The sequence below is a fragment of the Halorubrum sp. 2020YC2 genome, assembly GCF_018623055.1.
Classification (GTDB): Archaea; Halobacteriota; Halobacteria; order Halobacteriales; family Haloferacaceae; genus Halorubrum.
This window is the reverse complement of sequence record NZ_CP076019.1, coordinates 53,374-78,092: the sequence shown is the minus strand read 5'-3', so window position 1 is coordinate 78,092 and position 24,719 is coordinate 53,374. Positions and strand designations below refer to the sequence as shown.

Sequence of the window (24,719 nt, the reverse complement as noted above, 5' to 3'; positions counted from 1 at the left end):
GTCCGGGCGGTCGCCCGCGGGTGCGCTCAGTCGTCCGCCGGCTCGCCGGCGTCCGCCGCCTCCTCGCCGGCCGCGTTCTCCCCGATCGGCTCGCTGTCCCAGTACACGTGGTCGTCGTCCGACCGGAAGCAGGTCGTCGTCCGACCGTCCCCGACGTCGTACGCCGGCGGCGCCGATTCCCGGCAGGCCGCGCGCGCCTGCGGACAGCGCGTGTGGAACCGGCAGCCGGCGGGCGGGTTCCGCGGCGAGGGCACGTCGCCGCGGAGGGTGGTGAACTCCTCGTCGCGCGCCTCCGTGGTCGCCCGCGGGACGCTCGACAGCAGCGCCTTCGTGTACGGGTGCGCGGGGTCGTCGAATATCTCCTCGACCGGCCCGATCTCGACGATCTCACCGAGGTACATCACCGCGACGCGGTCGCAGACGTGCCGGACCACGCCGAGGTTGTGCGCGATGAAGAGGAACGTCAGCCCGAAGTCGTCCTGAAGGTCTTCGAGCAGGTTCAGGATCTGCGCCTGAACGCTCACGTCGAGCGCCGACACCGGCTCGTCGAGGACGACGAAGTCGGGGTCCAAGGCGAGCGCCCGGGCGATCCCGATCCGCTGGCGCTGCCCCCCCGAGAACTCGTGCGGGTACCGGTCCATCTGGTCGGCGGAGAGCCCGACGCGTTCGAGGAGGTCGCGGGCCGTCTCGCGGCGCTGCTTTTTGTCCGCGATGCCGTGGATCCGGAGTCCCTCCGTGACGATGTCGCCGGTGGTCATCCGCGGGTCGAGGCTGGAGAACGGGTCCTGGAAGACGATCTGCGCGCGCCGGCGGAACTGGTTCAGCTCCGCGTCGGTCATCCCGCGGACGTCGGTCCCGTCGAAGGTGATCTCGCCCGCGGTGGGCTCGCGCAGCCGGAGCACCGTCTCGCCGGTCGTCGACTTCCCGCAGCCGGACTCCCCGACCAGCCCGAGCGTCTCGCCCTCGCGCACGTCGAAGGAGACGCCGTCGACCGCCTTGACGCTCTCCGACTCCTGGCCGAGCAGGCGGTCGACGAACGACGGGTCGTCCGCGTAGTACTTCTTCAGCCCCTCTACGGAGAGCAGCGGGTCGCTCACTCGCCGTCACCCCCGTCGGTCGCGGCCGCGTCAGGGTCGGCGGCGTCGCCGTCCCCGCCGAAGTAGTCGTCCGGGAGCGCGTCGGCCGGGTCGTACTCGCGGTCCGCGAGGACACACTTGGCGCCGTGGTCGGTCGCGGCGTTGACCGTCGCCTCGGGCGGCTTCTCGAGGCACGCGTCCATCGCCTTCGGGCACCGGTCCGCGAAGTAACACCGGTCGTCCATCTCGGCGTCGACCAGGCTCGGGACGTTGCCCGCGATCGGTTCGAGCCGCGCCCGCGGGTCGTCCACGTCGGGGATCGAGCCGAGCAGCCCCTGCGTGTACGGGTGGACCGTGTCCTCGAACACCGAGTCGAGCGTGCCGCGCTCGACGATCTCGCCGGCGTACATCACGCAGACGCGGTCGCACATCTCGGCGATGACGCCGAGGTCGTGGGTGATGAGGACGATGCTCATCCCGCGGTCCGCCTGAATCTCCTTCAGCAGGTTCAGGATCTGCGCCTGGATCGTCACGTCGAGCGCGGTCGTCGGCTCGTCGGCGATCAGCACGTCCGGCTCGCCGGCGAGCGCCTGCGCGATCATCGCGCGCTGGAGCATCCCGCCGGAGAACTGGCCGGGGTACTCGTCGACGCGCTCCTCGGGGTCCGGGATCCCGACCTGCCCGAGCAGTTCGACCGCGCGGTCCATGCTCTCCTCGCTCGTGTAGTCGCGGCCGGGGACGATCCCGTCGAGTAAGTACTGCCCCAGCCCGTACCCCTGCGTCCGCGAGCGCGTCGAGCGGGGGTTCGCCCGCGCCCGGCGCTGCACTTCGACCGCCTCGGCGATCTGCTCGCCGACGGTGATCGAGGGGTTGAAGCTGCTCATCGGGTCCTGGAAGATGACGCTGAACGAGGGACCGCGCAGCGACCGGCGGACGCCCGGCGGCGCGGTCCGGAGGTCGACGTGGTCGCCGTCGACCCGCACCGCGTCCGCGTCGCGGAACTCGTCGGCCAGGTCGGGGTCGCGGTACCACACCTCGCCGGCGGTGATCCGGCCGGGCGTCTCGACGAGGTCCACGAGCGACAGCGCGGTCACCGACTTGCCGGACCCGGACTCGCCGACGACGCCGAGGATCTCGTCTTCTCGGAGGTCGAACGACACCGACTCCACCGCGTTGATCTGTCCCTCCTCGGTGAAAAAGCGGGTCGAGAGGTCGCGGACCGACAGCACGTCGTCGGCCGCGGGCACTCCCGTCGGGGCCGCGTCGCCGGTCTCGAACGCGTCGCTCATGCGGCACCCCCTTCGCCCTCGATCCCGGGATCGAGCGCGTCACGCAGCCAGTCGCCGAGCAGGTTGATCCCGATCACCGAGAGCATGATCGCGAGCCCGGGGATGGAGGCGATCCACCACTGCCCCGAGGAGACGTAGTCGCGCCCCTGCGCGATGTCGAAGCCCCACGACAGCGTCGTCCCCGAGAAGCCGAGGAACGACAGCGAGCTTTCGAGGAGGATGATCGCCGCCACCTGCACCGTCCCGAGGACGATGATCGGCGTGATCGCGTTCGGCAGGACGTGTCGGAGGATGATCGTGTTGTCGTCGGCGCCGAGCGCGCGCGACGCCTTCACGTACTCCTGCCCGCGTAAGGAGAGCGCCTCCCCGCGGGCGACGCGGGCGAACCACACCCAGTTGACGAGACCGACGACGATCACCACCGTTATCGGCAACACGAAGCTCTCCGGCATCTCCGGCGCCAGCCCGGCGACGACGAAGGGGTCGGGGACGTCGACCGCCGCGCGGCCCCACAGCCCGATCAGCGCGACCGCCAACACGAGCGAGGGGAACGCGAGGCTCACGTCCGCGATCCGCATCAGCGCGTCGTCGACGCGGCCGCGGTGGTAGCCGGCGAGTAGGCCGACCGGGACGCCGATCGACGCCGCCAGCAGCGTGCCGAGCACGCCGACGACCAGCGACGTCCGAGCGCCGTACACCACCCGCGAGAACATGTCGCGGCCGAGCCCGTCGGTACCGAACACGTGGTCGGGGTCGGCGGTGATCTCGACCTCCTCGGTGACCGTCTGGATCTCGCCGTCGACCATCTGCGAGGAGGTCCGCTCCGACGTCTCCGAGAAGCCGATCGGCGGCAGCTCGCTCTGGTCGAGCTGTTGGTCGGTGGGGTTGTGGGGCGCGATGAAGGGGGCGAACACGGCGGTCAAGGTGATGAGGACCACCAGCGCCAGCCCGAGCTTCGCGAGCCCGCTTCCTCTGAACTCCTTTTTGAGATTGCGTATGACACGTGAAGAGACCATGTTAGTCGTTGACCACCTCTGGGTCGAGGTAGGCGTACACCACGTCGACGAGGATGTTGACGAACACGAAGCTCGTCCCGATGACGATGAGGCTCCCCTGAAGCGCCGGCCAGTCGCGCTGGTTGATGCTCTCGATGACTAGCGTGCCGAGCCCGGGCCACGAGAACACCGCCTCGGTGATGACGGCGCCGCCGATCAGCGTCCCGAGCTGCAAGCCGAGGACGGTGATCACGGGGATGAGGGTGTTCCGGAGCGCGTGTTTGTACCGGATCAGGGTCCGCGGAAGCCCCTTGGCCCGCGCGGCCTGAACGTAGCCCTTACTGAGTTCGTCCAGCATTCCCGACCGCGTCAGTCGGGTGATAAGCGCCATGAAGTACGTACCGAGGGCGATCGCCGGCAGCGTGATGTACGCGAGCCACGTCAGCAGCGTCCCGACGAACGGCTCGGCGTTGACGACCGACAGCGCGACGTCACCGACGTCGACCCCGCGGCCGCTGGTGTTGAAGATGTTGAACTCCACGGCGAAGATCAGGATGAGCATGATCCCGAGCCAGAAGTTCGGCGTCGAGATGCCGCCGAGCGACAGCAGCGTCGCGCCGTAGTCGACCGGCTCGTTGCGGCGGGTCGCGCTGATCACGCCGAGCGGGATCGCGAGGGCGATCGCGACGACGCTGGCGGCGACGGCCAGTTCGATCGTCGCGGGCAGGCGGCTGAACACGAGCGTCGTGACCTCCTGTCCCTTGATGTACGACTGGCCCATGTCGCCCCGAAGCAGGTCGAAGACGTACTGTCCGTACTGGACGTACAGCGGCTGGTCGAGTCCCAGTTCGGCGGCGATCGCCTGTCGGGTCTCCTGCGTGGCGTCGAGCGGTGCGACCGCGTTGATCGCGCTGCCGGGCGTGACGAACCGGAGCGCGAACACGACGGTGACGACGCCCCAGACGACGCCGATGCCCTGGAGGCTTCTTTTGAGTGCGAATCTTCCGAATGACATTAATAACGGTGTGGGGAGATGGCGGTCGCGTTACTGTTGGGTGGCCGTGTCCGGGTCGATGAACTCGTCGGCCCGCGGCTCCCAAGAGATGTCGCTGGAGACGCCGTAGACGCTGTACTGCTGGTGCATGAACACCCACGGCGCGAGGTCGTGGGCGAGCTGGTTCGCCTCCTGAAGGATCTCGACCCGCTCGTCGGGGTCCTCGGTCGCCTCGGCGTCTTCGAGGAGTCCGTCGAGCTCGTCGTTCTCTAACACCGTGAGCGCGCCGCTCGAAGAGAGCAGCGGCGTCAGCGTCTGACTGCCGTCGAACTCGCCGTTCCCCCAGCCGAGGAGGTTGAAATGCGGGCGGTCCTCGATGTCCGGCGCGGTGACGTCCTGAACGAGCGAGGAGAACTCGCGCTGTTCGACCTCGCAGGTGACGTTCGACAGCGAGTTGATCTGGTTGGCCGCCGCCTGCGCGATGTCGACGTCGCGGAGGTACCGGCCGATCGGCGTCTCGAGCGTGATCTCGACGCCGGCGTGGCCGGACTCCTCGACGAGCCGCTCGGCCTCGTCGGGGTCGTACGGGTACGGGTCGATGTCGGGGTTGTAGCCGACGTGGCCGTCGAGGGTGGGCTGGGCGGTAATGTTCCCGAAGCCGTTGAGGACGTTCTCGATGATGCTCTCGACGTCGACCGCGTGGTTCAGGGCCTGCCGGAACTGCTGGCTGGAGAACGGCTCCACGTCGTAGCGCATCTGGAGGAAGATGATCCGCGCGCTCGCCACGGAGTTAATCGTCGCGACGTCGGAGTCGTTGACGCGAGAGACCTCGTTCGGCGGGACGTTCGTCACGATGTCCGTCTCCTCGGCGAGCAGTTGGTTGACCCGCGTGCTCGACTCGCTGGAGGCGCTCATGGTGAGCTCGTCGACCTCGGGGGCGCCGTCCCAGTACTCCTCGTTCGGCTCGTAGACGACCTCGTTGCCCGAGTCGTACTCGCTGAGGCGGAACGGTCCCGTGCCGTTGGCGTTCCGGTTGATGTAGTCGCTGCCGTTCTCCTCGACCCACGACTGCTGCACGACGGGACCGTTCGTCGCGAACAGCTGGAAGGCGATCGGGTTGTATCCCTCGAAGGAGACCGTCACCTCCCCGTCGCCGGTCGTGACCTCTGACACGGAGCCAAGGTCGTTCGACTGCGGGCTGGCGAACCCGACGTCCTCGAAGACGATACGGCGGATGCTGTACCGGACGTCTTCCGGCGTGACTTCGTCGCCGTTGTGGAAGGTGAGCCCGTCGCGCAGCATAAACCGGACGCTGCCGTCGTCGTTGCGCTCCCAGTCTTCTGCGAGGCCGGCGATGATGCCGCCCTCCTTGTCGCGGTCAAGTAGGCCGTCGTACAGCTGCCCGACGATGATCTCGGTGTTCGTCTCCGCGTGGTCCTGCGGGTCGAGCCCGGAGTCCATCTGGCCCATGGTGACGCCGACTTCGAAGGCGTCGTCGCCCCCGTCGGAGCCGTCCTCGCCGTCCGACCCGTCGCCGCCGTCCATGCCGTCGGAGCCGTCCCCGCCGTCCGACCCGTCGCCGCCGTCGCCGCCGTTTCCGGAACAGCCCGCGAGGCCGACAGCACCGGCCGTTCCCGCGTACTTGAGCACCGTCCGCCTATCGACGTGCGTGTCGTTGTCAGTAGGCATGGACGATCCCATACGACAGAACGTAATGAACCTACCGGCAGACACAGCGTCTGTCGCGACCGCTTGCTGGCGATCGGCTGACAGTACGACCCACGAATTCCCCGGCGTGTAACGGCGGAACGGGCGAATCTGACACGAGCGGAAACCGACGCCTATGTAGGGGCGCCGGCGGTACCCGCGCGACATGGACGCACCCGATCCCGGACCGCAGTGGGGGGCGGTTGAGGCGGACGCGGAGTCGACGGCGGCGGCGTACCGAGAGCGCGGCTGGACCACGGTCGCGGGGCACCCCGGACAGGTGAACCCCGTCGCGGACGCCGCGCGGATCGACGTGCTGTTGCCCGGGTCTGAGTTCGAGGCGGCGCTGTCCGCGGTCGACGACGCCGTGATCGACGGCGTCGACGTGTACGCGGGCGCCGCCGGGGGCGTCGCGTACCGGCTTGTGGTCGCGACCGACGAGGCGGCGAAGGTGGCGCTCTGCGTGCCGACGTACCTCGCGAGCGACGACCTCACCTCGATGCGCGCGGCCGCCGAGGCGACGGGGACGCTCACCGTCCGGTTACGACCGCTCGACGACCGCGACGGCGTCGAGATCGCGGTCGACGAGCCGGCTGTCTTCTTCGACGCGCCCGAGGCGTGAGGCTGTCGCGGCGGTCAACGCGAGAGCCGAGAGGCCCGTCCGCCGAAACGCACGCTCGTGGGTATCGATACCGCGATCGACTTCGACGTATTCATAGTTGTGCGATCGCGATCATTCGTATGAATCGCGCAGAGAAGGCGGCCCTCCAGCTACAGGCGGTCGCCGTGTTGCGGATGCTGAAGGAGACGCGAACGTACGAGGAGCTGTCCGAGGTCACCGGGCTGCCCGCGGGCGACCTGAACCGCTACGTGAACGGCCACGTGCTGCCGGGCACCGACCGCGCGAGCGAGGTCGTCGAGTCGGTCGGGCGGGAGGCGCTCGCGGACGAGCTCGTCGCGCGCGTCGAGTTCGACGACGAGGGGTACGTCGACAACTCCGGCGTCGTCTTCGACCAGTCGTTCCTCGACCTGGTGGCGCCCGTCGCGGCGGAGACGTTCGAGTTCGAGTCGCCGGACGTGGTCCTGACGGCCGCGACCGACGGGATCACGTTGGGCGCGGCGATGGCCTCCTTCTTCGACGCGCGGCTGGCGTACGCGAAGAAGTCGAAGGAGACCGCGGTCGAGGAGTTCATCGAGTCGCGCCAGCGGCTCGCCTCCGGCATCGAGCTCACCTACTACCTCCCCGCGAGCGCGATCGACGCCGGCGACACCGTCCTCGTCGTCGACGACCTGATCCGCTCGGGCGAGACCCAGGAGCTCCTCTTGGACATCGCGCTCCAGGGCGACGCCGACGTCACCGGCGTGTTCGCGCTCATCGCCGTCGGCGACGAGGGGATGGACCGCGCGCGAGCGATCACCGACGCCCCGGTCGGGGCGTTGACGACGTTCGAGTAGCCACGTTTGCGCATACTATTCGAGAATAAACAGAAATTACGCCCGTTTTGATCCACATTCTCGGATCAGCCTTCGGCTCGTTCAGCAAGGCTTATCACTCGATCCGCGGGAACCTCCACGCGTTCAATGGGGCTTTCAGACACGCTGGCCGCGCGGTTCGACGTGGAGGCGAACGGGTCGGACGTCCGCACCGAACTGATCGCCGGGCTCACGACGTTCCTCGCGATGTCGTACATCATCGTCGTGAATCCCGCGATCCTCTCTCAGGCGATTCAGATCGAGGGGTACAGTCAGGGAGAGGTGTTCCAGATGATCGCCATCGCGACGATTCTCTCGGCGGCCGTCGGGACCGCGGTGATGGCGCTGTACGCGAACCGGCCGTTCGGGCTCGCGCCCGGGCTCGGGCTCAACGCGTTCTTCGCGTTCACGGTCGTGTTGGGACTGGGCGTGCCGTGGGAGACGGCGCTGGCCGCCGTCTTCGTCGAGGGCGTGGTGTTCATACTGCTCACCGCGGTCGGCGCCCGCGAGTACGTCATCCGCCTGTTCCCCGAGCCGGTGAAGCGGTCGGTCGGAGCCGGTATCGGGCTGTTCCTGCTTTTCATCGGCTTCCAGGAGCTTCAGATCGTCGCGAACGACGAGACGACGCTCGTCACGCTCGGGACCGTCTTCGGCAGCCCGTGGTCGATCCTCGGCGTGCTCGGACTGGTGTTGACGTTCGTCCTGTGGGCGCGTAACGTGACCGGCGCCATCATCCTCGGCGTCATCACCACCGCGGTCACCGGGTGGGCGCTCACGCTCGGCGGGGTCTTCGCCCGCGGGACGGTCACGCCGGAAACGCTGCCCAATCCGCAGTACGACATCACGCCGCTCGCGGGCGCGTTCGTCGACGGGCTCTCCGGGATCGACCCGCTCACGTTCGTGCTGGTCGTGTTCACGTTCTTCTTCGTCGACTTCTTCGACACCGCCGGGACGCTCATCGGCGTCTCGCAGTTCGGTGACTTCCTCGACGAGGACGGCGACCTCCCCGACATGGACAGGCCGCTGATGGCCGACGCCGTCGGGACGACCGCCGGCGCGATGCTCGGCACCTCCACGGTGACGACGTACATCGAGTCGTCCGCCGGCGTCGAGGAGGGCGGCCGGACCGGCCTCACCGCCTTAGTCGTCGCGCTCCTCTTCGTCGGCTCGCTCGCCGTGATTCCCGTCGTGGCCGCGATCCCAGAGTACGCCTCCTTCATCGCGCTGATCGTCGTCGGCGTGATGATGCTCCAGGGGCTCGTCGAGGTCGACTGGCAGGACCCCGCGTGGGCCGTCTCCGCCGGGCTCACCGTCACCGTGATGCCGTTCGCCTACTCCATCGCGGACGGGCTGGCGGCCGGTATCATCGCGTACCCGATCATCAAGTTCGCCGTCGGCGAGGGCGACGACGTGGCGCTCGGCCAGTACGCCATCGCCGCGCTGCTCGCCGTCTACTACGTCCTCTCGACCGCCGACCTCATCCTTTGAAGCGGCGACGCGGCGCGCTGAGTTTTCCGCACACCGTTTTTCGACTTATAAATGTCCACGAGCGAAAGCCACTTCTATTATAAAAGACGGATGCGGTGGCGCGTGCCGACGAGCGGCCAGAGGCCGCGAGTCGCACGCGCGAGGTCGCCGGCGCTACGCGCCGGCTACCAGAGAATCTTCGATTCTCGCTGGACGCGGTGAGCGCTCGAAGAGCGCGAACCGCGAGGCTGGGGAGGCGTGAGGTGCTGTGCGGGGCGGGGTGGGACTCAAAGGGGCAGTCGCGAAGGCGGCGCAGGCGTTCACGAGAGCGGAGCTCTCGTGAGCCAATCAGAACGCGAAGCGTTCTGACGACATCACGAGACGCCGAAGGCGTCTCGAACGACAACGAGTGTGCGCCGCCTTCGCGACTGGGGCTTCGGAGGTGTTCGCCGTCGATCCGGAGTCGACTATTTATATCGGCAGAACGCTCTTGAGCCGTCAGCGCGCATCCCGACCGAGGCGACCGAAACAATGACAGACCAGTCCGACGGCTTCGCCGTGACCGTCGCCGACCGCGAGCGACACGCGAGCGACCCGGCTCGCGAACTCGCGCTTGACTGCGTTACCGCGGGGATCGAGGCGGCGCACCCGGAGCGAATCGTCGCGGAGGCGCTCGCGCTCGACAGCGATCGACTCACGGTCACCGCAGTCGACGGCACCTCGACGGCCTACGACCTCGCCGCGTACGACCGCGTGCTGGTCGTCGGCGCCGGCAACGCCGCGGGGCACTTCGCGGCCGCGGTCGAGGGACTCCTCGGCGACCGCGTCGACGGCGGCGCGGTCGTCACGGACGACCCCGTCGAGACCGAACGGATCGCCGTCCTGCCCAGCGACCACCCGACGCCGAGCGAGCGGGGCGTCGAGAGCGCCCGAGCGGTGCGCGAGGTCGCGGCCGACGCCGGCGAGTCCGACCTCGTGATCGGCCTGATCACCGGCGGTGGGAGCGCGCTGCTGGCCGCGCCCGCGAGCGGAATCGGCCTCGACGACCTCCGCGGGACGACCGCGGCGCTGCTGGCGAGCGGCGCGACCATCTCGGAGATCAACGCGGTCCGCAAACACCTCTCGGCGGTGAAGGGCGGGCGACTAGCGCGGGCCGCCGCGCCCGCCGACGCCCTCGGCCTCGCGGTCAGCGACGTGACCGGCGACGACCCGGCCGTGATCGCGAGCGGCCCCCTCTCGCCCGACCCGACGACGTACGCGGACGCGCTCGCGGTCCTCGACCGGTACGGGGTCGACGCGCCGGCCGCCGCGACGGAGCGGCTCGAACGCGGCGCCGCGGGCGAACTCGCGGAGACCCCGAAGCCGGGCGACCCCGCGTTCGACGGCGCCGACGTTCGGATCGTCGCGAGCGCGCGCACCGCGCTGGACGCCGCCCGCGAGGTCGCCGCAGCGGCGGGGTACGAGCCGCTCGTGCTCTCCTCGCGCGTGCGCGGCGAGGCGCGGGAGGCGGCGAAGACGCACGCCGCGGTGGCCGAGGAGTGCCGCGCGGCCGGCAACCCGATCGAACCGCCCGCGGTCCTCCTCTCCGCCGGCGAGGTGACGGTGACGCTCGGAGAGGATCCCGGGACAGGCGGGCCGAATCAGGAGTTCGCGCTGTCGGCGGCGCTCGAACTCGACGCCGGCGGCGCGGAAGCGGGCGACGCGGCCGCGGTCGCCGTCGCGAGCGTCGACACCGACGGGATCGACGGCGCCACGGACGCCGCGGGCGCCCTGGTCGATGACGGCCTCGTGGGCGACGGCGGTGGCGGCGCCGACGGGTCGCTGGACCGCGAGGCGGCCGCGCGAGCGCTCGACGCGCACGACGCGTACCCGGCGCTCGACGGGGCGGGGGCGCTGCTGCGGACCGGCCCGACCGGGACGAACGTCAACGACCTCCGCGTGTCCGTGATTCCGGCGGGGGAGTCGCGTTCGGAAGGGACTAAGTAACGGCCGGCAAATTCTGCGACATGCAGACGCTGCTCCTCAACGCGGACGACGTCGACGAGAACGCCGAGATGGACCGCGTGATCGACGCGGTCCGCGGCGCGTTCACGGCCTACGAGCGCGGCGACGCGAAGATGCCGGCGAAGTCGTACATCGACCTCCCCGAGTACGACGGCGACTTCCGGTCGATGCCCGCCTACCTCGACGTGCGCGAGGAGGACGTCGCGGAGGAGACCGAGACCGGCGAGGGGTGGGACGCCGCCGGGATAAAGTGGGTGAACGTCCACACCGACAACCCCGCCGACCACGACCTCCCGACCGTGATGGGGACGATGATCTACTCCGACCCGGAGACGGCGTTCCCGCTGGCGGTCCTCGACGGGACGACGCTGACGATGAAGCGGACGGGCGCGGCCGCCGCGGTCGCGACCGACCACCTCGCCGTCCCCGACGCGAGTTCGCTCGGGATCGTCGGCGCGGGCGTCCAGTCGTACACCCAACTGGAGGCGATCGCGGCGGTGCGGGACGTCGAGGAGGTCGTCGTGAGCGACCTCGACGAGGAGCGCGTCGCGGACTTCATCGACGCCTTCGGGGACCGGTTCGACGTGCGCGCCGGCTCGGTTTCGGAGGCCGGCCACTGTGACGTTCTCTCGACGGTGACCCCGGTCGAGACCCCGATCGTCGGCCCGGACGACGTGGGCGAGCACACGCACGTCAACGCGATGGGCGCGGACGCCGAGGGCAAACACGAACTGGCGGACGACCTCCTCACCGACGCCACCATCGTCATCGACGACCACGAGCAGTGCACCCACTCCGGCGAGATCAACGTCCCCTACGCCGCAGGGACGCTCACCGACGACGACATCTACGGCGAGATAGGCGAGATCGTCGTCGGCCGGCGGGCGGGTCGCCCCGGCACGCCGGGGACGGCGGCAGACGTGGCGGGCGTCGAGGGGGTCAGCGTCTTCGACTCCACCGGCCTCGCGATCCAAGACGTGGCGGCCGCGCGCGTCGTCTACGAGCGCGCCGACGAACTGGACAACGGCTACCCGTTCGACCTGCTCGGCCTCGACGGCTGAGCGACGGACCGTTTTTGTCTCCCCCTCGCGTACGCCGTCCGTGAAACTCGTCAGCGTCGCCGCGCTCGCGGAGAACCGGGTGATCGGGAAGGACGGCGAGGTGCCGTGGCCGCACATCGAGGCGGACGTGAGACAGTACCGGGAGCGAGTCGCCGGCTCGCCGGTGGTCTTGGGTCGGTGGACGTTCGACTCCATGCGTGACGACCTACCCGGAAGCCGACAGATCGTCGTGAGCCGGAGCGTCGACGCGGTCGACGTGCCGACCGCGGTCGTCGCGAACGGCGCCGAGGAGGCGCTCGCGCTGGCCCGCGACCTCGCCGCGAGCGCCGCCGACCCGACGACGGCCGGCGGCACGGAACGGGTCGCGGCCGAGGCCGACCCCATGCCGGAGCCGCGCGAGACCGACCTCGTGCCGGGACCGGGATCGGACGAGACGGTGTACGTCCTCGGCGGCGGCGGGATCTACGGGCTGTTCCAGCCGCACCTCGACGGGATGGCGCTGAGTCACGTCGACGGCGCCTACGAGGGCGACACGTACTACCCGGAGTGGGACGAGGCCGGCTGGGAGGTGGCCGAGGAGACAGAGTACGACCGGTTCACGCTGCGCGAGTGGGTGCGCCGGGAGCGCTGAACGGCGCCGCCCCCGACGGGGAATCGATACCCCGGCGAGGACCCGATCCGCGACAGGGAGCCGCTAGTCGCGGTTACGACCCGTCGGCCTGCTCCTCGGCGTAGCGGTCGAGCTGTAAGGCGGTGCTGTCCGCGAGCCGCTCGACCGCGGACTCGACCCCGTGTTCGCGGGCGTCGACGGACGCCTCGGCCGCGAGCGTCCGGACCGTGTCGAACGGGCCGATCCGGGCGCCCGTGGTGGCGACCGCGTCCTCGGCGTCGAGCAGCTGGTTCATCGCGGTCCGGTAGCCGGGGTTCTCGTCGAACCATCCGTCGCGGTCGAGCCGGTCGACCGCGCCCTCGTGGACCGGAAAGTAGCCGGTCTCGCGGTGCCAACGCGCCTGCCGCTCCGGCGCCGCGAGCCAGCCGAGGAACGCCGCCGCGGCGCGCTGCTCGGCGGTCGACGCGCCGTCCGCGACCCACAGCGACCCGCCGCCGACGACGACGCCGTGCCGCTCGTCCGCGACCGGGAAGTAGCCGACGCCGACCGGGAACGAGGCCCCCTCCCGCACGTCGACCATCGCGGAGGTGGAGCCGATCAGCATCCCGGCGCGCCCCTCGTGGAACGCCTCGCGGGCCTGCCCGCGGGCCTCGATGCCGGGGTCGTGGTAGAGGCCGTCGGCCGCCATCTCCGCGATCCAGCGGTAGACCCGCTCGCCCACCGGGCCGTCGAAGCGGCTCTCAGTCGGCGTGCCGCCCCGCCCGTTGTCGGCGTCGACGAGCGGCTCGCCGGCCTCCGCGAACCACTGCTCGACGAACCACGAGTACGTCGCGAACGTGATCCCCGTCTCGGTCGCGCCGCTCTCGACGAGCCGCTCGGCGCAGCGGCGGACCTCGTCGAACGTCTCCGGCGGGTCGTCGGGGTCTACCCCGGCGCGTTCGAAGGCCGTCCGGTCGTAGTACAGCACGGGCGTCGACGCGTTGAACGGCATCGAGTGGAGGACCCCGTCGGTCCGGTAGTAGTTGGCCACGGGGGCGAGCAGGTCGTCGGGGGAGAAACCGGCGGCCGGACCGGCCGCGGCGTCCGTCCCCCCGGCTCCGCCGGCGCCGACACCGCCGGCTTCCGCGTCGAGGAGGCGCTCGACCGGCGTGAACGCCCCGCTGTCGAGCGCGCGCTGGGTGCCGATCTCGTAGAGGTGCGAGATCGCCGGCGGGTCGCCCCGGTCCGCCGCCGCCAGCGTCGCCTCGAACACGCCGCGGTAGCTCCCCTTCGAGGAGGGCCGGACGGCGATTCCGTCTGTCTCCGCGGCGAACTCGGCCGCGAACTCGTCGAGGAGCCGCGCCTTGCGTCCGCCGAACGCGTGCCAGAAGTCGAGGACGACTGCGTCGTCGTCGGCCGCGCCGTCGGCGTCGTAGGCGTCGAGCGCGTCGTCGAGGGTGCCGGTCCGGTCGGAGAGCGTCGCGGCGCCGGCGGCCACCTCCGCCAGCGACGTCTTCTGCGCGTGCGCGACCGCGGTGGCGTCGCCGGCGTCCGCGACCGTCTCCTCGGCTAAGTCGCCCACCGACTCGACCGCGTCGACCACCGCCTCGATCGAGGTCGCCTGGTCGTCGGTGGCGTCGCGGATCTCCGCGACCCCGCTCGTCGTCTCCTCGACGTCGGCCGCGAGGTCGGTGAACGCCTCCAGCGCCGCCTCGGCGGTGGCTATCCCCTCGTCGGCGCGCTCGCGCATCTCGGTCATCTCGTCGACGGTCGCGTCCGTCTCCGCGCGCACCGACCGGATCGACGACTCGATCTCGCCGGTCGCGTCGCGGGCCTCCTCCGCGAGGCTCTTGACCTCCTCCGCGACCACCTCGAAGCCGGCGCCGGCCTCGCCGGCGCGGGCCGCCTCGATCGAGGCGTTGAGCGCGAGGATGTTCGTCTCGTCCGCGATGTCCTGTATCAGGTCGGTGACGTCCTCGATCGCCGCGACCTCCGACTCCAGCGTCTCGACCCGTTCGAGCGCCTCCTCGGTCCGCTCGTCCACGACGCGGAGGTCCTCGATTGCGGCGCTCGCGGCGTCGGTCCCCTCGTCGGTCCGCTCGGCGACGCCGGCCGCGGTCTCGGCCACCTGGTCCGCGGAGGCGGCGACCTCCTCGGTGGCCGCCGAGACGGTCTGAAGCTCGCTCGTCGCGGCCGCGATGTCGTCGCGCTGGCGGGCCGCCGCCGACTCGATGTCGTCGACCGCGGCGTACACCTCGTCGCTCTGCGCCTTCGCGCGGTCGACGTTCGATCGGACGTGCTCGGTCGCGCCCGCGACCTCGTCGCCGAAGCCGTCGACCGCGGACACCGTCTCCGCGACCCCGTCGACGAACTCGTTGAGCGCCGCCGCCAGCGCCGCCGCCTCGCCGTCGATCTCGTCGGCCGAGAACCGAGCCCCGAGGTCGCCCTCCGCGAGCCGCTCCGCGGTCTCGCGGAACGCCGAGACCGGAACGTCGCCTCCGGCGACCGTCCCGCGGGCCGCCGTCTCCTCGGCCGCGACCCCGCCGTCGGCGGTCGCCTCCGCGCCTGTCGATGCCGTCAAACGGTCCCCGCCTGCGGGACCCGGACCGGACCGGTCGCTCGCGTCGTCGCCGTCCATTTGTCGCCACTCGCCTACGGGGGTATATAAGACCGAGAGTCGAATTATCTCGCTTGATACCGGTCGCGAAGACGTGCGGGCGCCGGGCGGTGGCGCAAGAGATCGGCCGACCGCGTCGGCTCAGACTGACCGCGTCGACTCAGGCCGACCGCGTCGGCTCGTCCTCGTCGGCACGCTTCCCGTCGGCGCGCTCCGCGAAGCCGAACCGCGGCTTGACGTCGGTGACCTCGACCGCGAGGCTCTCGCCCACGTCGGCGTCGACGAAGAGGGTGTAGCCGTCGACGTAGGCGATGCCGTCGCCCTCGTCGCCCTCCTCCTCGACCGTCACCTCGACCCGGTCGCCCTCGGAGACGGGCGACGCGGTGTACCCCTTCGCGACGAGGTACACCTCGGAGGAGGCGTCGCGCGAGGCGGGCGGCGAGACGGTCCGGACGTACTGGAACGCCTCGCTCACGTCGTCGCGGAAGGCGTCGAGGTCCTCGCCTTGGAACACCTTCACGACGAAGTCGCCGCCGGTCGCGAGCAGTTCGTCGGCGGCGTCGAACGCCTGCCGCGCGAGGTGGACCGACCGGGCGTGGTCGAGGTTGTACTCGCCGGTCATGTTCGGCGCCATGTCCGAGAGGACGACGTCCGCGCCGCTCTCGCCGACCGCCTCCCGCAGGTAGTGGCGGGTGCGTTCCTCGGTCACGTCCCCGCGGATCGTCTCCGCCTCGTGGTCGTCGAGGTCGTCGATGCGCTGGAGGTCGACGCCGACGACGGTGCCGCCCTCGCCGACTTCCTCGGCGGCGACCTGGAGCCAGCCGCCGGGCGCGGCCCCGAGGTCGACCACGGTGTCGCCGGGGGCGAGCAGGTCCGCCTCCTCGTCGAGCTGTTTCAGCTTGTAGGCGGACCGGGCGCGGTACCCCTGCTGTTTGGACCGGTTGTAATAGTCGTCTTTTCCACTCATTGGCGGCTCGTAGGCCGGCCGGCCGTTTATCGGCGTCGTTCGCCGGAAGCCGCCGGTTCGCGGGGACCGCGAGGGGAGTTACGCCGAGCGCCGGCCGACGCGTCGCCCCTCGCCCGCGCCGCCGTCGTCGACCGCGAACCCCAACGCCTCGTAGAAAGCGGCCAAGTCGGCGTCGAACGCCGCGGTGACGCCCTCGACCGCGGGGTCCGACTCGCCGCGCCGGACCGCCGCCGCGACGAGCGCGGAGCCGATCCCCTGACCGCGACGCGCCCGCCTGACCGCGACGGCGTCGACGTGGAGCCGATCCGGGTCGGGCCGCATGGCGACCAGGGCGCCGACGACCCCGCCGGTCCGCGTCGAGCGCGCGACGAGGGCGTCGCCGGCCGCGATCCGGTCGTCGACGGCGTCCGCGTCGGTCTCCAGCATCGCTGCGTCGAGGACCCGGAGGACGTCGAGGCGGTCGTCGGGGCTGGCCTGATCGACGATCACGTCCTCGGGCGGGTCGGGAAGGTCACGGGAGGCGGAGGGATCGGACGGGCCGCGCTCCCCGGTCACGCGCCGCCGTCCGTCGCGCCGCCTTTTATCAGTCGCAGGACTCGGACCTCGTCGGCGTCGACGACGCGGTCGCCCGGGACCGGCGAGCCGTCGACCAGCGCCGACGCCTCCTGGGGGTGGTAGCCCGCGGCGCGGATCAGGTCGTCGTACGTTGCGTCGGCGGCGAGGCTGTGCTCTTCGGTCCCCTCCCCGACGACCTCGACGGTCACGTCCATGAGCGCGGTAGCGGGCGGGCGGGCGTCAATCGCACGGTTTCGGCGGGGGAAGCGTCACTTCGCGGGGCGCTCCGCGCGGACGTTCCGCTTCCAGAGGAACCACCCGACCGCGCCGGCGATCAGGAGCGTCACCAACAGGCCGGGGCGGGGGACGGCGCCGGTCCACGCGTCGACGACGAGGAGGCTCGTGGCGGCCGCGGCGACGGCGAGGACCCGGGCCGCGTCGCGAGCGAGTTCGGCCTCGCGCTCGGGCGAGAGGTCGCCGTCGTAGCCGGCGATCAGGCCGACCTTCCCGCGGCGCCGGATCGCCCACGCGAGCAGGAGACAGAGGCCGATCGGAAACGCGGACAGGAGGGTGGCGGGGAGGGCCATGCGTGGAGGTACGTCAGGCGATTGGAATAAAAACAGTCAGTCGTTGGGATGGGTGAATCGGATTTGCGACGTGGCTTTTATAAATAAGCGAGTGATGTCGCTGCGGCGAACACCGCCGAATCCCCAATCGCTCGTTTATAAATAGTCACTTGCGGATCGACGGAGAACACCACCAAAGCCCCAGCCGCGAGGGCTCGCGCGCCTTGCTGCGCGCCTCCCTCAGTCGCTACCGCTCCTTCGCTGCGGTGCTTACTGCGGCGTGCTTCGCCCTCGCGGCTGCCCCTTTGAGTCCCACCCCGCACCGCACAGCACCGCAGCCTCACACCTCCCCAGCCTCGTCAGTCGCCGTCGCTTCGCTCCGGCGACTGACTCCCTCGCGCGTGCGACTCGCGGCCTCCGGCCGCTCGTCGGCACGCGCCGACCACGTCGTTCTTTATAAATAGTCGTCGCCGCCGCTAACGGAGTTTAAATATCACGTCGCCGCCGCCGCTCCGATTCGTCTCTTCCCGAAACCGTTCAGCGACCGACCGTCTCAGCCGTCCAGCTCCTCGCGGAGCAGCCCGTTCACCTGTCCGGGGTCGGCGCTGCCGCCGGTCGCCTGCATCACCTGCCCGACGAGGAAGTTGATCGCGCCCTCGTCGCCGTCGTGGTAGTCGCTCACGGCGTCTGGGTTCTCGTCGATGGCGGCCGCGACGGCGGCCTCGACCTCGCCGCTCTCGGCCTTCCCGAGCCCCTCGCGGTCGATGACCGTCTCGGGGTCGTCGCCCTCGTCGAGCATCTCGCGGAGGACGACCTCCTCGGCGTTCTTCACCGTCAGTTCGTCGGCCGCGACCAGCTCGATCAGGCGCGTGAACTCGTCGAGCCGGCCCTCGACGTCGGTTATCTCCATCTCGCGGTAGTTCAGCTCGCCCAGCAGGTTGTCCGCGACCCACGTCGCGGCCAGGTCGGGGTCGAACTCGCTCGCCACGTCCTCGAAGAAGTCCGCGACCGCCTTCGTGGAGGTGAGCTTGGAGGCGGCCTCGCGGTCTACCCCGTACTCCTCGCGGAAGCGCTCGCGGCGGGCGTCGGGGAGCTCCGGGATCGCGATCCGATCTTTCCAGTCGGCCACCTCCAAGGCGGGGAGGTCGCCCTCGCGGAAGTAGCGGTAGTCCTTCTCGGCCTCCTTCGAGCGCATCCCGACGGTGACGCCGCGGTCCTCGTCCCAGTGCCGGGTCTCCTGTTCGATCTCGCGGCCGCGCCGGAGGACGTTCTCCTGCCGAGTGACCTCGTAGGCGAGCGCCTGCTCGGCGCCCCTGTGGCTGGAGATGTTCTTCACCTCGGCGCGGTTCACGTCGTCGAGGGCCGCGTCGTCGATCGTCCCGTCGTCGTCGACGTGCTCTGCGGGGACGAGGGAGACGTTGGCGTCGACGCGTAAGCTCCCGTCGCGGCCGGGGTCGAACACGCCGAGGTATTCGAGGACCTCCTCCAGCTTCGCGAGGAACGCGCGCGTCTCGGCCGGCGAGCGGAAGTCCGGCTCCGTGACGATCTCCATGAGGGGGGTGCCCGCGCGGTTGTAGTTCACCAGCGTGTGGGTCGCGGACTCGATGGAGCCGCCCGCGTGCTGGAGGCTGCCGGGGTCCTCTTCGAGGTGCGCGCGGGTGATCCCGATCGTCCGCGGGTCGCCGTCGACGCGGACCTCCAGCTCGCCCGACTGGCAGATCGGCGCGTCGTACTGGGTGAGCTGGAAGTTCTTCGGGAGGTCGGGGTAGTAGTAGTTCTTCCGGTGGAACGTGGTCGTCTCGGGGATGTCGGCGTCGATCGCCTTCCCCACCTTGACGGCGGCCTCGACGGCGGCCTCGTTGAGGACGGGGAGCGCGCCCGGCAGCCCGAGGCAGGTCGGACAGGTGCGCGTGTTCGGCTCCTCACCCTCGGCCGGCTCCGTCGAGCAGCCGCAGAAGATCTTCGTGTCGGTCTCGAGCTGGACGTGGACCTCCAGCCCGATCACGACTGTCCGGTCCGCCGTCGCGGCCTGCGTGCTCATTACCGGCCCGTTGTGAGCGGGCCGCCTAAATCGTGTCGGGACGACCGCAGCGACGGATCCGAGGGGAAGCCTCGGAGAACCGCGAGGGGACCGCCGGCCCGCTGCCGCGTTCCGACCCGTTTATTGTCGGTGGCGGCCGTTCTCGGCGTATGACCGACAACGACCGACGACGGGAGCTGATCGCCGCGCTCACCGCGGCCGACGCCGTCCGGTTCGGCGAGTTCGAGCTGTCGCACGGCGGCACGAGCGACTACTACGTCGACAAGTACCTGTTCGAGACCGACCCGGAGGCGCTGACGCTCGTGAGCGAGGCGTTCGCCGCCCGGCTGGCCGACACCGACGCGAAGCTCGCCGGCGTGGCGCTGGGCGCGGTCCCGCTCGTGGCCGTCACGGCCGCGGAGCTGGGGCGCCCGTACGTCATCGCGCGCAAGCAGGCGAAGGAGTACGGCACGGGCAACCGGATCGAGGGGCGGCTCGACGAGGGCGAGGAGGTCGTCGTCATCGAGGACATCGCCACCACCGGCCAGTCCGCCGTCGACGCCGTCGAGGCGCTCCGGGAGGCGGGCGCGACCGTGGACCGCGTGCTGGTCGTCGTCGACCGCGAGGAGGGCGCGGCGGAGCTGTTGGCCGAACACGACGTCGAGCTGGAGTCGCTGCTCACGGCGACGGAGCTGTTGGCCGAGCGGGACGAGAGCGCGGAGTAGCTCGGCAGGCCGAACCGCTTCTCCGAGCTACGCCCCGGGCGCCTCCACCGTCGGCACCGCGATGCGGCCGAGCACGTCGGCTATCACGTCGCGCTCGTCGACGTCGTTGACGGCCGCGTCCGGGGTCAACACGAGGCGATGGGCGAGCGTCGGCTCCGCGACGCGCTTCACGTCGTCGGGCGTGACGAACTCGCGGCCGGCGATCACCGCGGCCGCGCGGGCCGTCTCGAAGAGGCGCTGGGTCCCCCGGGGAGAGACGCCGGCCTCGACGCGGCGGTCCTCGCGGGTCGCCCGCGCGAGCGACGCCGCGTAGCGCAGGAGGTCGTCGTCGACGCGGACCGACTCGGGCACCTCCCGCAGCGCCGCCACGGAGTCGGGGTCGAGCACGCGGTCGACCGCGGGGGACTGCTCGACGCGACCGGCGCGGCGGCGGAGCAGTTCCAGCTCCCCGTCCTCGTCGGGGTAGCCGATGGAGGTCTTGATCGTGAACCGGTCGAGCTGGGCCTCCGGCAGCGGGAACGCGCCCTCGCTCTCGACGGGGTTCTGCGTCGCGATCACGTAGAATGGGCTGGGGAGGTCGTGGGTCTCGCCGTCGACGGTCACCTGCCCCTCCTCCATCGCCTCCAGCAGCGCGGCCTGCGTCTTCGGCGGCGCGCGGTTGATCTCGTCGGCCAGCACGACGTTCGCGAAGATCGGGCCGGGCGAGAACGCGAAGGAGCCGTCGCGCTCGTCGAACACGTTGGTCCCGGTGACGTCGGCGGGGAGAAGGTCGGGCGTGAACTGGACCCGCGAGAACTCTAAGCCGAGCGCGGTCGCGAACGAGCGCGCGGAGAGGGTCTTGCCGGTGCCGGGCACGTCCTCCAAGAGGACGTGGCCGCGGGCGAGGATGCCGAGGGTGACGCGGTCGAGGAACTCGCGGTCGGCCACGACCGCGCCGCCGACCTCGTCGACGACGCGGGCGCAGACGTCGGCCGCTTCGGGGACGTCCATACCGACCGCAGGGGGGCCGAGCCGAAAAGCGTTGCCGGGAGCACGGGCCGACGGGCGGAGACTCCGGGACCGCGCCGCGGGCGCGATCGAAACGCATAACAGCGGAACCGGCCAACGTCGACACGAGCCGAGGTAGCCTAGCCTGGCCAAGGCGGTAGATTCGAAATCTACTGTCCATTCGGACACCGGAGTTCAAATCTCCGCCTCGGCGCTTCTCTCAGTCCCGTTCGGTGAGCCGCGGCGCCGTCGCGTCCGAGACGAGTTTTACCCGCCCGGCCGCGCTACCCGATCAGCGCGGCCGCGAGGACTACGCGATCAGCGACGCCGCGAGGACTACGCGATCAGCGACGCCGCGAGGAACATCCCGCTCGCGGCCGCGGGCGGGATGGTGAGGTTGTCGTCGACGGCGACGCCGCGGATCAGCGGCGGGAGGCCGTCCGCGACCGCCGCGGGGACCGCCCCCGCGAGCGCGACGATCACGCCCGGGTCCGGCCCGAACTCGGGGATGGCGTACGGGACCGCGATCCCGAAGCAGACGAACACCATCGCCGCCACCACGGAGAGCCGCTTCGGCTCGGTCGCCGCGTTCTCCCCGAGGCCGCCGCTTATCGGGTCCCCTATCGAGAGCATCCACATCGCCGGCACGGCGAACACCGGCGCGAACAGGAGCGCGACCGCGGCCATCCCGACCTGATACAGCGCGTAGCCCGCGACCCCGTCGGCCTCGTACTCGCGGACGAGCGCGTCGTACAGCGGGTCGAGCGGCCCCGCGGAGCCGGAGAGCCGCAGCGCTTCGAGGGCGCCCGCGACCGCGACGCTGCCGATCAGCAGCCGGCCCGTCGTCTCCCACGAGACCCAGCCCAACAGGAACGGGACCGGGTAGAGGGTGCCGCTCGCGTGCACCAGCCGCCGCTCGAACTCCACGCGCTCGCGCCACGACGCGGCCGGGAGGCGCACGCCCTCAGCTCCCCGCGGTGTCGACATCGGTGTCGACCGCGTCGTACCGGGCGGCGACGGACTCGAACGGCTCGCCCTCCCGCAGCGCGGTCAGCTCGTCGGCCAGGTCCGCGACCGGGATCCGGACCTGCGCCGCGGAGTCGCGCTCGCGGAGCGTGACGGTGTCGGGCCCGTCGCCCTCGATGCCGTCGCGGTCGACCGTGACGCAGAACGGCGTGCCGACCTCGTCCTGCCGGCGGTAGCGGCGGCCGATCGAGCCGGAGTCGTCGTACGCGACCGCGAGCCCCGCGGCCCGCAGGTCGGCCGCGACCTCGTCGGCCAGCGCGGTGAGCCGGTCGTCGTTGGTCACCAGCGGGAAGACGGCGGCGTCCTGCGGGGCGATCTCGGGGTCGAGCGAGAGGTACGTCCGCTCCTCGCCGTCGACCTCGTCCTCGCTGTACGCGTGCGCGAGCAGCGTCTGGACGGTCCGCCCGACGCCGAAGGAGGGCTCGACGACGTGCGGCGTGATGTGCTCGCCGCTCTCGGTCACCTCCTCGACCGAGAAGTTCGCGACGTCGGCGTCGACCTCGTGAGTCTCCGCGTCGGCGCCCTCTCCGACCGTCACCTCGACCGTCTCGCCGTCGAAGGCGTCGGGGTCGCGCTCGGCCAGCGCTTCGAGGGCCGCAGCGACCGCGGCGGCGTCACCGCCGAACTCCGGCCCGAGGACGGACATGTCGGGGTCGACGGTCGCGCGCTCGACCGTCTTCGGCTCGTCGTAGCGCTTGAACACCGTGAACGCGTCGTCGGCGTACTCGCCGTGCTTCGAGAGGTCGTAGTCGCCGCGGTACGCGAAGCCGGCGATCTCGATCCAGTCGCCGTTGACCTCGCTCTCGGCGTCCCAGCAGTCGGCCGCGTAGTGGGCGCGCTCGCCCGCGAGGTGCTGGCGGAACCGGAACCGGTCGGTGTCGACGCCGACGCGCTCGTACCACTCCTGCGCGACGCCGAGGTAGTAGCCGACCCACGGGGAGCCGATGACTCCCTCGTCGACGGCTTCACCGACCGTCGTATCGAGGTAGTCGCCGTCGTCGGCCTCCTGTTCGGTCGCGGGGTACAGCCGGACCTCGACGTCGCGCACGCGGTCGAGCGGCGGCTCGTCCTCTTCGGGGTCGATGAACTGCTCTAACTCGGCCTGCGTGAACTCCCGGAGGCGGAGGAGGCCGCCGCGGGGCGATATCTCGTTGCGGTAGGCGGGGCCGATCTGGGTGATGCCGAACGGGAGGTTCCCGCGGGCGTACTCCTTCAGCCGCGGGAACTCGACGAAGATGCCCTGTGCGGTCTCCGGGCGGAGGTAGCCGGGCTGGGCGTCGCCGGGCCCGATGTCGGTCGCGAACATGAGGTTGAACGCCTCGACCGGCTCGCCGGCCAGCGGCGTGCCGCAGGCGGGGCAGGCGATCTCGTTGTCGGCGATGAGTTCCGCGACCTCCTCGCCGGGGAGCGCCTCGGCGTCCTCGATCGCGGTGGCGTCCTCGACGAGGTGGTCGGCGCGGTGGGACTCGGCGCACTCGGGGCACTCGACGAGCATGTCGTCGAACCCCTCCAAGTGGCCGGAGGCCTCGAAGACGGCCTCGGGCATCACCGTCGGCGCCTCTATCTCGCGGTTCCCCTCGCGGATGGTGAACCGGTCTCGCCACGCGTCCTCGACGTTGCGCTTGAGGGCGGCGCCCTGCGGCCCGAACGTGTAGAAGCCGGCGGTGCCGCCGTACGCGCCGTTCGAGCCGAAGAAGAACCCGCGACGCTTCGCGAGCTCCGCGAGCGCGTCGGCCGCCATCTACAGCCCCTCCAGCAGGTCCACGTCCCGGACGATGCCGTCGAGGTCGGTGCCCGAGACGAGCGGGACCTGCTCGATGTCGTTGCTGATGAGCTCCTGTGCGACCTCCTTGGCCGTCCGCGTGGCGTTGACCGTGATCAGGTCCGCCGTCATGAAGTGGCGGACCGCCTCGGCGGGTATCTCGACGTTCCGGGTGGGGAGGTAGCGCGCGCCGGTCGCCTTGATCCCCTCCCACGACCACTCGGAGTCCTCTTCCGCGATCGAGTCGCCGGTGCTCGCCTCGCCCTCGACGACGCGGGCGACCTCCAAGATGTCGACCTCGGTGAGCATCCCCGCGACCGCGGCCTCGTCGTCGAGGACGACCGCGTACGGGACCCCGGAGAGACCGATCTCCCGCTCCGCGACCGGCAGCGGCGTCTCGGTGTGGGTCGCGTTGACCGCGCTGGTCGCCAGCTCGCCCACCCGGGTCTCGCCGTCGACCTCGCCGCGGGCGATGGCCCGCACCACGTCCGTGACCGTGAGGATGCCGACCAGCTCGTCGCCGTCGACCACGGGGAGGCGGCGCGAGCCCTCCGCGACCATCGTCCGGGCGGCGTCGACGATGTCGTCGTCGGCCGCCGCGGTCGGCACCTCGCGCATCAGCAGCGCCAGCTGGTCCTCGTCCGGCTGGTCGATCAGGTCATCGCGCGTGACCAGCCCGCGGTACACCTCGTCGCCGTCGACGTCCTTCACGACCGGGACCGACGAGAACCCGTGCTCTTGAATGAACTCCAACACGTCGTTCCGGCTCCCGGGAATCTCGACGACGACGAGCTCCGAGCGGGGCGTCATGGCGTCTGCGACGTTCATGCCCGTTGTTC

The 24,719-nt window shown here is 70.8% G+C and carries 22 protein-coding genes and 1 tRNA gene; 8 read left to right on the top strand and 15 right to left on the bottom strand.

Annotated elements, in window-relative coordinates; all coding sequences use genetic code 11:
* Nucleotides 1–26: 26 nt before the first annotated feature.
* Genes KI388_RS00390 through KI388_RS00370 form a run of 5 tightly spaced genes read right to left on the bottom strand, consistent with a single transcriptional unit; the run spans nt 27 to nt 6,043 of the window.
* On the bottom strand, nt 27–1,097 hold the full coding sequence (locus KI388_RS00390) for an oligopeptide/dipeptide ABC transporter ATP-binding protein (protein WP_215087464.1): 1,071 nt from the start codon (nt 1,095–1,097) through the stop codon (nt 27–29).
* A complete protein-coding gene (locus KI388_RS00385) occupies nt 1,094–2,365 on the bottom strand; it encodes an ABC transporter ATP-binding protein (RefSeq protein ID WP_215087463.1) in 1,272 nt (423 codons plus the stop codon). Before KI388_RS00385 ends, KI388_RS00390 begins: the two co-directional genes overlap by 4 nt.
* Nucleotides 2,362–3,381, bottom strand: coding sequence for an ABC transporter permease (locus KI388_RS00380; protein WP_215087462.1), 1,020 nt, complete (start codon nt 3,379–3,381; stop codon nt 2,362–2,364). The genes KI388_RS00385 and KI388_RS00380 overlap by 4 nt, the downstream gene beginning before the upstream one ends.
* A 1-nt stretch (nt 3,382) precedes the next feature.
* Nucleotides 3,383–4,375 carry an ABC transporter permease gene (locus KI388_RS00375; protein WP_215087461.1) on the bottom strand — a complete coding sequence of 331 codons (993 nt, stop codon included), beginning with the start codon at nt 4,373–4,375 and terminating at the stop codon, nt 3,383–3,385.
* A gap of 30 nt (nt 4,376–4,405) precedes the next feature.
* Nucleotides 4,406–6,043, bottom strand: coding sequence for an ABC transporter substrate-binding protein (locus tag KI388_RS00370; protein WP_215087460.1), 1,638 nt, complete (start codon nt 6,041–6,043; stop codon nt 4,406–4,408).
* A gap of 184 nt (nt 6,044–6,227) precedes the next feature.
* Here KI388_RS00370 and KI388_RS00365 point away from each other — a divergent pair, with 184 nt between their 5' ends.
* From KI388_RS00365 to KI388_RS00340, 6 genes are all read left to right on the top strand, one after another.
* Nucleotides 6,228–6,683, top strand: a complete 456-nt coding sequence (locus KI388_RS00365) for a hypothetical protein (RefSeq protein WP_215087459.1) — start codon at nt 6,228–6,230, stop codon at nt 6,681–6,683.
* Nucleotides 6,684–6,802: 119 nt separating this feature from the next.
* Nucleotides 6,803–7,516 (top strand): phosphoribosyltransferase family protein, encoded by a 714-nt coding sequence (locus tag KI388_RS00360; RefSeq protein WP_007344990.1) that lies wholly within the window; start codon nt 6,803–6,805, stop codon nt 7,514–7,516.
* Between the two features lie 126 nt (nt 7,517–7,642).
* Nucleotides 7,643–9,022 carry an NCS2 family permease gene (locus tag KI388_RS00355; RefSeq protein ID WP_215087458.1) on the top strand — a complete coding sequence of 460 codons (1,380 nt, stop codon included), beginning with the start codon at nt 7,643–7,645 and terminating at the stop codon, nt 9,020–9,022.
* 510 nt (nt 9,023–9,532) lie between these two features.
* Nucleotides 9,533–10,987, top strand: coding sequence for a DUF4147 domain-containing protein (locus KI388_RS00350; protein WP_215087457.1), 1,455 nt, complete (start codon nt 9,533–9,535; stop codon nt 10,985–10,987).
* A gap of 20 nt (nt 10,988–11,007) precedes the next feature.
* On the top strand, nt 11,008–12,066 hold the full coding sequence (locus KI388_RS00345) for an ornithine cyclodeaminase family protein (RefSeq protein ID WP_215087456.1): 1,059 nt from the start codon (nt 11,008–11,010) through the stop codon (nt 12,064–12,066).
* A 40-nt stretch (nt 12,067–12,106) separates the two neighbouring features.
* Entirely contained in the window at nt 12,107–12,697 is a 591-nt protein-coding gene (locus KI388_RS00340) for a dihydrofolate reductase (RefSeq protein WP_215087455.1), read from the top strand.
* Between the two features lie 73 nt (nt 12,698–12,770).
* Here the strand turns inward: KI388_RS00340 and KI388_RS00335 are convergent, their stop codons facing one another.
* From KI388_RS00335 to gatB, 6 genes are all read right to left on the bottom strand, one after another.
* Complete coding sequence (locus KI388_RS00335; RefSeq protein WP_215087454.1) at nt 12,771–15,293, bottom strand: extracellular solute-binding protein; 2,523 nt, start codon at nt 15,291–15,293, stop codon at nt 12,771–12,773.
* Between the two features lie 139 nt (nt 15,294–15,432).
* A complete protein-coding gene (locus KI388_RS00330; protein ID WP_215087453.1) occupies nt 15,433–16,239 on the bottom strand; it encodes a 23S rRNA (uridine(2552)-2'-O)-methyltransferase in 807 nt (268 codons plus the stop codon).
* 78 nt (nt 16,240–16,317) lie between these two features.
* Entirely contained in the window at nt 16,318–16,794 is a 477-nt protein-coding gene (locus KI388_RS00325; protein WP_215087452.1) for a GNAT family N-acetyltransferase, read from the bottom strand.
* Complete coding sequence (locus KI388_RS00320) at nt 16,791–17,009, bottom strand: ubiquitin-like small modifier protein 2 (RefSeq protein ID WP_215087451.1); 219 nt, start codon at nt 17,007–17,009, stop codon at nt 16,791–16,793. The genes KI388_RS00325 and KI388_RS00320 overlap by 4 nt, the downstream gene beginning before the upstream one ends.
* Nucleotides 17,010–17,063: 54 nt before the next feature.
* The gene (locus KI388_RS00315) at nt 17,064–17,381 is read right to left on the bottom strand and encodes a hypothetical protein (RefSeq protein ID WP_215087450.1); all 318 of its coding nucleotides are present in this window, start codon (nt 17,379–17,381) and stop codon (nt 17,064–17,066) included.
* Nucleotides 17,382–17,913: 532 nt separating this feature from the next.
* Nucleotides 17,914–19,401 (bottom strand): Asp-tRNA(Asn)/Glu-tRNA(Gln) amidotransferase subunit GatB, encoded by a 1,488-nt coding sequence (gatB, locus tag KI388_RS00310; protein WP_215087449.1) that lies wholly within the window; start codon nt 19,399–19,401, stop codon nt 17,914–17,916.
* Between the two features lie 149 nt (nt 19,402–19,550).
* On the opposite strand from gatB, the gene pyrE reads away from it, so the two are divergent.
* Entirely contained in the window at nt 19,551–20,105 is a 555-nt protein-coding gene (pyrE, locus tag KI388_RS00305; protein WP_215087448.1) for an orotate phosphoribosyltransferase, read from the top strand.
* Between the two features lie 27 nt (nt 20,106–20,132).
* Here pyrE and KI388_RS00300 read toward each other — a convergent pair whose 3' ends face one another.
* Nucleotides 20,133–21,095: a MoxR family ATPase gene (locus KI388_RS00300; RefSeq protein WP_215087447.1), complete on the bottom strand. Its 963-nt coding sequence runs from the start codon at nt 21,093–21,095 to the stop codon at nt 20,133–20,135.
* Nucleotides 21,096–21,221: 126 nt separating this feature from the next.
* On the opposite strand from KI388_RS00300, the gene KI388_RS00295 reads away from it, so the two are divergent.
* A tRNA-Ser gene (locus KI388_RS00295) sits at nt 21,222–21,306 on the top strand.
* 122 nt (nt 21,307–21,428) lie between these two features.
* Here the strand turns inward: KI388_RS00295 and KI388_RS00290 are convergent.
* The 3 genes from KI388_RS00290 to KI388_RS00280 are packed head-to-tail and all read right to left on the bottom strand — an operon-like array spanning nt 21,429 to nt 24,708.
* Nucleotides 21,429–22,052, bottom strand: a complete 624-nt coding sequence (locus KI388_RS00290; protein WP_215087446.1) for a dolichol kinase — start codon at nt 22,050–22,052, stop codon at nt 21,429–21,431.
* A gap of 4 nt (nt 22,053–22,056) precedes the next feature.
* On the bottom strand, nt 22,057–23,859 hold the full coding sequence (gene glyS, locus KI388_RS00285; protein ID WP_215087445.1) for a glycine--tRNA ligase: 1,803 nt from the start codon (nt 23,857–23,859) through the stop codon (nt 22,057–22,059).
* Complete coding sequence (locus tag KI388_RS00280; protein WP_215087444.1) at nt 23,860–24,708, bottom strand: CBS domain-containing protein; 849 nt, start codon at nt 24,706–24,708, stop codon at nt 23,860–23,862.
* Nucleotides 24,709–24,719: the final 11 nt, after the last annotated feature.